Source organism: Desulfocicer niacini (assembly GCF_054657595.1).
Window position 1 is genome coordinate 1 of record NZ_BAAHYK010000090.1, and the last position, 8,979, is coordinate 8,979.

The 8,979-nt window shown below is 36.3% G+C and carries 8 protein-coding genes; all 8 read right to left on the reverse strand.

The window, feature by feature from the left end; all coding sequences use genetic code 11:
* Positions 1–102 precede the first annotated feature (102 nt).
* Complete coding sequence (locus ACYQ2M_RS24120) at positions 103–699, reverse strand: hypothetical protein (RefSeq protein WP_459918954.1); 597 nt, start codon at positions 697–699, stop codon at positions 103–105.
* Positions 696–1,103 (reverse strand): hypothetical protein, encoded by a 408-nt coding sequence (locus ACYQ2M_RS24125; protein WP_459918955.1) that lies wholly within the window; start codon positions 1,101–1,103, stop codon positions 696–698. The genes ACYQ2M_RS24120 and ACYQ2M_RS24125 overlap by 4 nt, the downstream gene beginning before the upstream one ends.
* 172 nt (positions 1,104–1,275) lie before the next feature.
* A complete protein-coding gene (locus ACYQ2M_RS24130; RefSeq protein WP_459918956.1) occupies positions 1,276–2,364 on the reverse strand; it encodes a hypothetical protein in 1,089 nt (362 codons plus the stop codon).
* 97 nt (positions 2,365–2,461) lie between these two features.
* Positions 2,462–2,911: a very short patch repair endonuclease gene (locus tag ACYQ2M_RS24135; protein ID WP_459918957.1), complete on the reverse strand. Its 450-nt coding sequence runs from the start codon at positions 2,909–2,911 to the stop codon at positions 2,462–2,464.
* 2 nt (positions 2,912–2,913) lie between these two features.
* Positions 2,914–4,557, reverse strand: a complete 1,644-nt coding sequence (locus ACYQ2M_RS24140) for a response regulator receiver domain (protein ID WP_459918958.1) — start codon at positions 4,555–4,557, stop codon at positions 2,914–2,916.
* Between the two features lie 21 nt (positions 4,558–4,578).
* Positions 4,579–7,539 carry an ATP-binding protein gene (locus ACYQ2M_RS24145; RefSeq protein ID WP_459918959.1) on the reverse strand — a complete coding sequence of 987 codons (2,961 nt, stop codon included), beginning with the start codon at positions 7,537–7,539 and terminating at the stop codon, positions 4,579–4,581.
* A complete protein-coding gene (locus ACYQ2M_RS24150; RefSeq protein ID WP_459918960.1) occupies positions 7,526–8,590 on the reverse strand; it encodes a DNA cytosine methyltransferase in 1,065 nt (354 codons plus the stop codon). The genes ACYQ2M_RS24145 and ACYQ2M_RS24150 overlap by 14 nt, the downstream gene beginning before the upstream one ends.
* Before the next feature lie 47 nt (positions 8,591–8,637).
* The coding region (locus ACYQ2M_RS24155; RefSeq protein ID WP_459918961.1) for a hypothetical protein at positions 8,638–8,979 on the reverse strand (342 nt) is incomplete at its 5' end.

The window sequence follows — 8,979 nt, forward strand, 5'->3', positions numbered from 1 at the left end:
TATTAAAATTAAGATCTGAATGAATTTCATGTACCCTCTCTACTTTAGATGCCAACGCCGCGCGGCTTTTTGCGTCGGCTGCAGTAGCCTTATTATGCGACCCTATTTTAATTTTAAATTATCTGCTGAACAGATTTTACGAATACCATTGGTATATGTTAACCCTGGATAATCACCTGTGCGACTACACTTTTCTAACCATTGCTCGATTATAGCATTCATTTCATTGGTTACTGTAATAATGGCAATAGAAAATTCTTCAAGTGAACCACCTTCGTATATTTTTGCATTCCAATAGCCTTCTTTGTCGATATCAATCATAGCTTGCTTAGGCCAAAATAACCCATCGACTTCTACGATCAACCATATTTTTGTAGTCAAGCTATAATTATCTATTGTACCTGAACAGAAAATTTTTCTCTCCAAAACTTGCCCTGCCTTAGGGACTTCAATAGTGGCGACAACTTTTTCAAAGCTATTTTCATTGGTGCTTTTATTTATGAAGCTTCCTATTTCTGAACTATTTACATTTATATTTACGTTACTACTGCCATGAACTTGAGTGATATTATAATTACCTTTTGATGATTCTTTAGTTGATTTAATTAATCGAAGAATCAAACTGACAACGATAGAAAGTATTGCCACTCCAATACCACTGAAAATCCACTCTTTGTTTTCTATTAACCATTCACTCATACTTTATCCTTGAAAACACTGAGAATAATCCCAATTAAATAATTGATTAGGCCAATAATTAAATGAACTGGAAAAATTGAAAAAGAAATGGTTGGGTACTTGAGAGATACCAGACAAGAACAATACCAAAGTAAAACGCCAATAAAAATAAAAACCCAGGCTATGCTTATGATACGTTCATCGTTCGGATTTCTAATTACCACGCCATTTTGTTGTGTAAATATTCTTTGCTCATCGGTTAGCATAACTGGTTTTGGCTGGATGACAGACATCAAAAAACCTAAACCAGCAGCTCCCAGAGTTGGTCCAATAAAAGCACTTGTATCAAAACCAGAAAAACTTCTTACTAAAAGTTCAAAAAAGATCAAGTAAGTTGGAAACCCATATATAATGACTGAATACATTACAATTTCACCTACAACGTCTCTTTTGTGTGTTTTGTATAATCTATTGCAAACATAACGCTTGGGTAACGAGCAGCAAGGGTTTCCAATAAAGTTCATTGAAAGCACATCATTTAAAAGTTTTTTCAATCTTAAAAAAAAGGAGACCCTTGCTGTCCGCTTCACCCGCCTGTTAGACACTTTTTTTATTTTTTATATTCTTTGCAAGATTTGTCCTTTGCTCTATATTAAGCCGCGGAAACAAACATTTGTTGAATGGTAGTTCAACTTCTATCTTTTTATTTGCCCTATTAAGCTTTATGGGGTTAAGGCCTACCCAAAAAGCGGCCAACGCCTTATCGCATGTGCAAATAGGAAAAGGTGATTTGAAAATTGACAAAGATTGAACAAACAAAATCAAAGCATTTATATCTGATATTGTATTATAAGCGTCTTCTTTTGAATAATTTACTTTGGGCTTTAAAACCTTTCGAGCAGCTTTATAAATAGAATTGTCATTCATTTCATAAAGACACGATATAACAAGAAAATATAGAAATGACCCACCCAAACAATTATGTTCCATAGCTATTTTGTCTATAGTATCTTGAGCTTCATTTAATTGCTTGTCTGAATAGGGCGAAGCAACTAAAGGGGCAGCTTTTATTAAAAAATTGATATCATCTTCTTGGGAGACTGTCATTTCATCAAGAATAGAATAAGAAGCTTTGTAAAATTCTTCGGTTTTTGACGAAATTATTTTTGCATTTGGAAAGTATTCGGTCAGCTCATTGACTGCCTTATTGAAGGATTCACGAAATTCATCATACGTTGGTTTCCTTCTTTTATTTCCCTCAAACGCATACAAAATAGGATTAATAACAATGTCTGATTTTTTGTGAAAATCTAACCACCATTTGGTAGACTTAGTATTGGATTTTAAATTGTTAGCTCTTATTTGGATGATAGATGAAAGAAAGTTTCTATCCGGTACAAGAAAGTTTTTATTAAGAAAAGTTATTGGCAACCACCCGTCAGGAACCAGTACATATATAGAGATATCAGAATGAAAATGAATAGAAAATGAACATGTACTGTCTTGATCAATTATCTTATCGTTAATTTTTCCATTCCCAGACTTCACCTTCGCTATAACTTCATACAATTTGTCATCAGAGAACATTTCCTCGAAACCTAATGGTTCGAAAAAAGATGGTATTATTTCTGCCTCATCTCCGTTCTCTCCAACATATTTTAACAGAATGCTATTGTCGGTATTCATGTTTAATAAAAGTACCTTGCTTGTCTAACACGAAAAATATACGGCGCAGTCCGTAGCATTTTTGTTGTTAGGGTGGGGTGTGGATGATGCGCCATTTTTATTGTTCAGGAATTTCTATGCAGGATTGCCCTTTTTTTATCCATCTGTTAAGTGCATCAATCGTATTTATAAGATTCTTCTGGTTTTTTGTGGCACACTCCCAAACAATTGCTACGTACCACCCCATATTTTTTAATCTTCTTATATTCTCTTGATCGCGGATGACATTGTTCCTGATCTTATTTTCCCAGAATTCTTTCCGGGTCTGTGGCATCTTAGACCTTGAACAGTTGATATGATGATGCCAGAAACAGCCGTGGACAAATATGATTTTAGAGTATTTACGCAGGACTATATCAGGTTTTCCCGGCAGCTTCTTATCATTCAACCTGAATCTAAATCCTTCACGATGCAGTCCTGATCTGATTTTCATCTCCGGTTTTGTATTTTTTCCGGTAACTTTTGACATTGCCCTGCTTCGTTGGGCTGTGGTCATAAAATCAGCCATGATCAGAGCTTTTTTTCTTCACATCGCCTCAACCATTCTGAATTATTCGTAGCAACTCTGGATATATTGGCCGCAAATTTATTAGACAATCTCTGCCCATATAATGGTTTTAACTCACAAATAAATTGAAATCTATTGTTGGCTATATCTTCAAAACAGAACCCATCAGCTTCTTTCATTGATTTAATATTTTTAGACATAGGATCAGCAGTAAATATAATTTTTTGGCAGTCAGAAAATTTGATAGATATTTTTTTTCTAACAAACGAATCGGAATCATTTGGATTATTTGGAATGACACATTGGATTGCCCCCTCCTCACTGACAGGCAAAAATGGGAAAGATACATCACCCGATAATCTCACACTGTCACAACCAGGTTGTATACAGACCCAATACGTTTCTTGAGATAACTCTTTTATTACAGTGCCTAAAGTCAAGTATGGTTGATTCTCTGAATATTTAGATCTTAACGTTGTCAGTGCCGCATATTTTAAATCAAAATTTTCTCCTTTTTTACCCGACATTATCATTGTAAGATGCTGAAATAATTTATCTATTTCCTTCTTTGATAGGAATGCAGGGTGAACGCCATCGTTTGGGGGAATTCCTTTTTCTAACCATGATAGAATGTGGTCATTATTTAAAAGATCGTTCTTTTTTTCATTTAAAGGTTTTATCGAATAGCTAATATCTTCGGGTTTTTCATCAAAAAAATATTGCAATGCATTTAAATCCGATTTTTTCCCGACATTATATTCTTCAAGTAAGGACTGAATCTCTTCGGATATAAGTGTTGAGATTTGATCCTCGGCTTCCTCAGGACTTGGAAGACAAGTCCTATGCGTTAAAAAAGGGTAATCCATACCGGAAAATTTTTTTAATACCTGGTGCGTGTTTTTCTTGATTACAGAAAAACTTTGCATCACAACATTTGACAATATCCCTTTTGTCATTTTAGTATATTCGTTTACTAAAAAGTCTGCTAAACCTTCAAAGGAAACCTTTATCACACCTTCTGCTGTCTTCGCGGCCTTTTTAGCAAAAACTAACAGACGACAAGCATCAATTTGACAACAATTATCACCATGATCTTCAATCTGAAAATCATCCTTGCTTAATTCATCTCTAATCTGAGAAAAAACTTTGTTAATATTTGTTGTGCCTGTATAAATCGCTATAAGGCGAAGCTGTTGAGGCGATCTGTTATTGAAATGTGTTATTGTCCTTTTGACTAATGGTAGGGCTGTTTTTCCAGACGTTTGACTTAATTCCCAGTCGAAAATAATTAGATCGGCTTTCTCACTTAACAGAGTCGCAGTTTCATGAAGCGTCTCAAGTTCATCTTCCTCCGGCTTGATAACTGAACACAGAATACCCTTTTCTGCAAAACTATTTATGACTTTCTTTGCATTTAAATCGTGAGAAAGTGTTAATGCTTCTTCTTTTTCGAAGCCTGTGGCGTCTTTGTTTTTTTCATCTACTTTTTCTTGAGCTTTTTTCTTGCGCGTAGTCGGGGAGACAACAGTTTTTGGCTGACTAGTGTTGAAATCTCCAAAACTCGCTTGGTCGTCAAAGATTATAGCAGTTGATAAAAATTCTTGGATAATATTTTTTGAATGGTTAAAAAAGGTGGTTTCAGTCACCGTGATTTTCCCTTCTAAGAATTAGAGTTGTAATGGTTGAATTTTGAAACAAGAGCCATTTTGATACTCTGGAACAATGATTATTTCGTAATCAACTTTTCTAAGGATATCTTTTGAAATGAATAACCCAAGACCTCTTCCCCCCGGTTTCCTCGAAAAACCTTTTTCAAAAATTGCATGGTGATCTCTTGCAGGAATTCCGGGACCTGTATCTTGAATGATAAAAGCATCCTTCTTTGCATCGAGTGTAATCGTCTTACTTGAGCTTTGATCTCTCATCCAGAAAATGGCATTATCAATCAAATTAACGAATACAGGATAAAAAGTGGACGGATAGCTTTGTATCGTAAGAGCACTAAATGTTTCAGTAACGGTCAGATCAACACCATGCCTTTTTAATCTTTCTTCAAACAGATTGTATAAAAATTTAGCGATTCTTTTTCCGGATATATCCACTTTTTTTCTGTACAAGCGCCGATTTAATGGTGTGAATAATGTGAGATAGCCGTCAAGATGTTCGAAACTAGTTCTGATATTTTGGTATAGTGGCTTTAAATCCTCGTTCACATCTGCCCAGCTTTTAAGCATAGATACGTTTTTTCTAACAGTCTGAATGCTACTGGTAAATTCATGATTAATAATATCAACGGCCATTCCCAATTGGGTTAATTCCAAATCTGCATCCGCATTCTCTTGTAATGCAAGTAGTTGGTTTTCTTGAGCGGCTAGCATATCGCTTTGTGAAATCAGAAACCCTTTTTCGTCTCTTGAAAGCTGAATTATGTCCAATTGCTGTTTAACACTTTCAAGGACTTCCTCATGGCTTTCAGCCGCTTTATTCAATCTTGATTCAATTGAAATTTTAAAATCGTCAATTGAAACACCGTCCATTTTCTCTATATTTGTGCGATTAAAATCTATTTCAATTTGTGTAATTAAATCCTGAATTTCGGAAAGACTATTTTTTACAAGATCTTGAACATTTTGTTCAGTATTTTTTAAAGACGTTTTTGTTTCGTTCGCTTTGGATTGAACCTTTTTAAAAGACTTTTCACTCGTTTGTTTTATCAGAATTTCGAGCCTTTTCCTTTGATCAACGTATATTCTTGCTTGTTTTGCAGACGCGCCTATTATTTCGGATATCTCTTTTACTGTAGGTTTGAAATATTGCTCTTCCAATCGCTCTCGCTCCGATAGATAAGCTTTCCAATCCCTATCCAGTTGTTTTGTTAGCCCTACACCTCTTGGTTTTGTTACAGAAAAATCTGAGCGCAGTTTTTCAAGTTCATTGTTAGCAAAATTCTCGGCTCTGATAAGAAGATTTGCCGCCTGATCCGGAGTCTCAAGATCTTTGGCCTTTTTAAGAGCATCATGGATGCTTTCTATGATTACATTAGCCCCATCCTCATGGTCCAAAGATTCTGTTTTCGAAAAGAATGTATTCAGATCATCTGAAAAATTTTTTCTTTTTGTTTTTGATTGCTTCTCTTTTTTCTTCAGAGCAGCATCTTGTTTGTTTAATTCATCCCGAACTTGGATAAAATCCTCTGCCTTAATTCCACCTTCACGGAAAAAATCCGCAGCTATTTGGATAAGGAAATTTTTTAATATATCGCAAAACTGTCGATATGCGTTATTCTGCTGAAAACCTTCTCGACCTGCTTTTTCGACCAAATTTTTATTTTTATGAGATATACTAATTGCACCAGCCATTTTTCGGTGGGACCAAAAATAATAACTGGCACTTTTTGTTCTATTTTTTTCAATATCTAAAAAATCATGATCATGATTTCCATACGGAAGCACCCGAATCCCATCTCGATAGACGTAAACCCCACCCATACGTTTTAATTTTGAATTGACTCGTGCATAATCATCTGGAGAGAGGGAACTGTCTTTTGGAGCTGCTTGAATATGAGCTAACTTAAACGAGAAAGGTCCACACAATGTTTCCCTACCTCTTGACTTTGTCCATGAAACGACATGCTTAATCGGTTCTTGTCCGTATACCGTTACCGTTCCATCGAACTGTCCATATTCATCAAACTTACCTTCTATATGGTGATCAGCCATATCGAATTCTTCATGTGTAACGAATTCGCCTGGACCAATTAGTTCGACAAAATCACCAGGTGCATCGGTTTTCCAATCCCTAAATTCCGTTTTTAAAAGTGGAGTTTCAGTAGTCGTCATGGTATCGGAAAATCCCAGTAAAAATTTGGTAAATATGGGATCATCATTTTTCCGGCGATCTTCATCTATATCCAGGTCAATAGTATCATTAGAAGGAAGGATATAAAAATGTGTCCCATGACCGTCTCCTTTGAGTGTCGGGCCTGTTGCAAAGGATTCCAGGTCGTCTGGATCAACAATAAAAGCATCGAGATTTTTGATAATCTTATTCCGAATGTCATCATTTATTTTAGATGCCAATGTATCTATATTTTGACGGACAATCTCAACCATGGAATTGACATCATCCACATCCGGGAGTGTTCCACCCGGAAAGGTTTTAATTGGGATTTCGATGTCATCGATATCAATCCCGGGGACTTCAAAAAGATCCCAATTAATGAAGGCTGCTACAAGATCATCGAGCACGCCATCTCTTTCAGCACGTGTTAATATAAGGACTTGATTTCCAATTACTCCAATGGCAAGACGTCCAATCCCTTTTTCCCCCATCGTAACTCTTTCAGGTTTGTCTTTGGGCGAATAGGGGGGCTCCATTCCCGACTGCTCTTTGACCTTACTTTCTGTACCAATTGTGAGCCATCGATTCTCAAAATCCGATTTAGTCATTCCAACGCCATCATCACGTAAAACAAAAAGTCCATCGGATCGAAAATAATCAACCAACGCATTGTCGGCATAAGCATCATGGGCATTTTTGAACAGTTCACTAATAGCTGTCGGAATACCGGCTATTTGTTGTCTGCCAAGAAGATCAACGGTTCGAGCTCTAGTTTTAAATTTTGCCATTCAAATTCCTATGGTGGTTGATCATGTACCTTCCAAATACTTCCGCTAATTTTACAGGTACGGCATTACCGATTTGTCTTGCCATCGAATTAAGATTTCCACGGAAAATAAAATCCCGTGGAAATGTCTGGAGACATGCTGCTTCGCGGACACTGATAGCCCGATTTTGTTCCGGGTGCCCAAACCGACCATTTGAAAGACTGATACATCTTGTTGTCAACCCGGTTGCAGGCTCATCCCATTTCATTCTACCATAAACATCCGTATGGCCTTTATATCCGTTTTTATGACAATCCAGCCAAAGAGGCTTAGGCCAATTCAGTCTATTACCGCCTTCCGGAGTAGATTTGATTCGTTCTATATTTATCTCTGCTAATTGAGCGGATCTGTGATTAGGAACTACCGGGTGTTCTTCTCCGGCTTTTATGGGGGGAAGATCCTCAATCCATTCTCTTACGGTTGAATAATTCTTTAAACCTTTAGATGGATCACAAATTTTTTCAGGGATTGAAATTTGGTTTGTCTTACATGCAACTAAAACTAATCGCTTCCTTTGTTGAGGGATACCATAATCCTGAGATTGGATGACTTTAAATTCATATGAATATCCATTCTTTTCTAAACAATTCACAAAAGTTTTGAAGGGGGTGCTTTGAAAAACTCTTTTTTGCATTCCCGGTACATTTTCAACGAAAACATATTGAGGTTTAAAAGCCTCAACAAATCGCTGAAATTCAGACAATAACTGTATTCTATCGTCCCCGTTTTTTTTTGTAGTTTTTTGTTTTGTAAATGGCTGACAAGGAGCACATCCACAGAACAATAATGGCTTCCCTTTACATCCTGAAACCAGAGGTTCAATTTCCTCTGTTTTAATCTTGTTGATATCTTTATTGAATACTGTCGTATCGGGAAAATTTTTTTTAAAAGTAAGTGTGGCATCCAAATTATTATCTAATGCAAAAACAATATTGCACCCGGCCATCTCAAAGCCCTTGCTTGTCCCGCCACATCCTGCAAAAAAATCAAATACTTGGATCAAATCAAACAAACCTATATTCATATATAAAAATTAATATTTAACCTTTACAACAAGGATTAAGATAGTAAGGTGCTATTGTCAACAAAAGGATCGTACTCTTGCACGAAAAAAGCAGGATAGGGGTTTTCAATGTTCTTTGTCATTTTTTTTGCATTTCCCCAGGATGCAACAAGCGCTCGAAGATGTGTTTCAAATCCATGCTGGTATGGTGCCCATTCGGAATAATCCTTTATTTTTTCCCTCATCCTACGAGCATCCATTGATTCATCAATGGTTAAAGACTCGGTTTCCAATTCCTTTTCCCACATAGAACACTTCATCCGTTCTTGGGTCTTGAAGGAAATAGACGTAATAATCCAGTTTTTCAATGACAGCTTGGCTAAACATGAGCCTATCCT

Coding starts and splice junctions, on each gene's coding strand:
- ACYQ2M_RS24120 (WP_459918954.1), bottom strand. CDS start 699: ATGAGTGAATGGTTAATAGAAAACAAAGAGTGGATTTTCAGTGGTATT.
- ACYQ2M_RS24125 (WP_459918955.1), bottom strand. CDS start 1,103: ATGTATTCAGTCATTATATATGGGTTTCCAACTTACTTGATCTTTTTT.
- ACYQ2M_RS24130 (WP_459918956.1), bottom strand. CDS start 2,364: ATGAATACCGACAATAGCATTCTGTTAAAATATGTTGGAGAGAACGGA.
- ACYQ2M_RS24135 (WP_459918957.1), bottom strand. CDS start 2,911: ATGGCTGATTTTATGACCACAGCCCAACGAAGCAGGGCAATGTCAAAA.
- ACYQ2M_RS24145 (WP_459918959.1), bottom strand. CDS start 7,539: ATGGCAAAATTTAAAACTAGAGCTCGAACCGTTGATCTTCTTGGCAGA.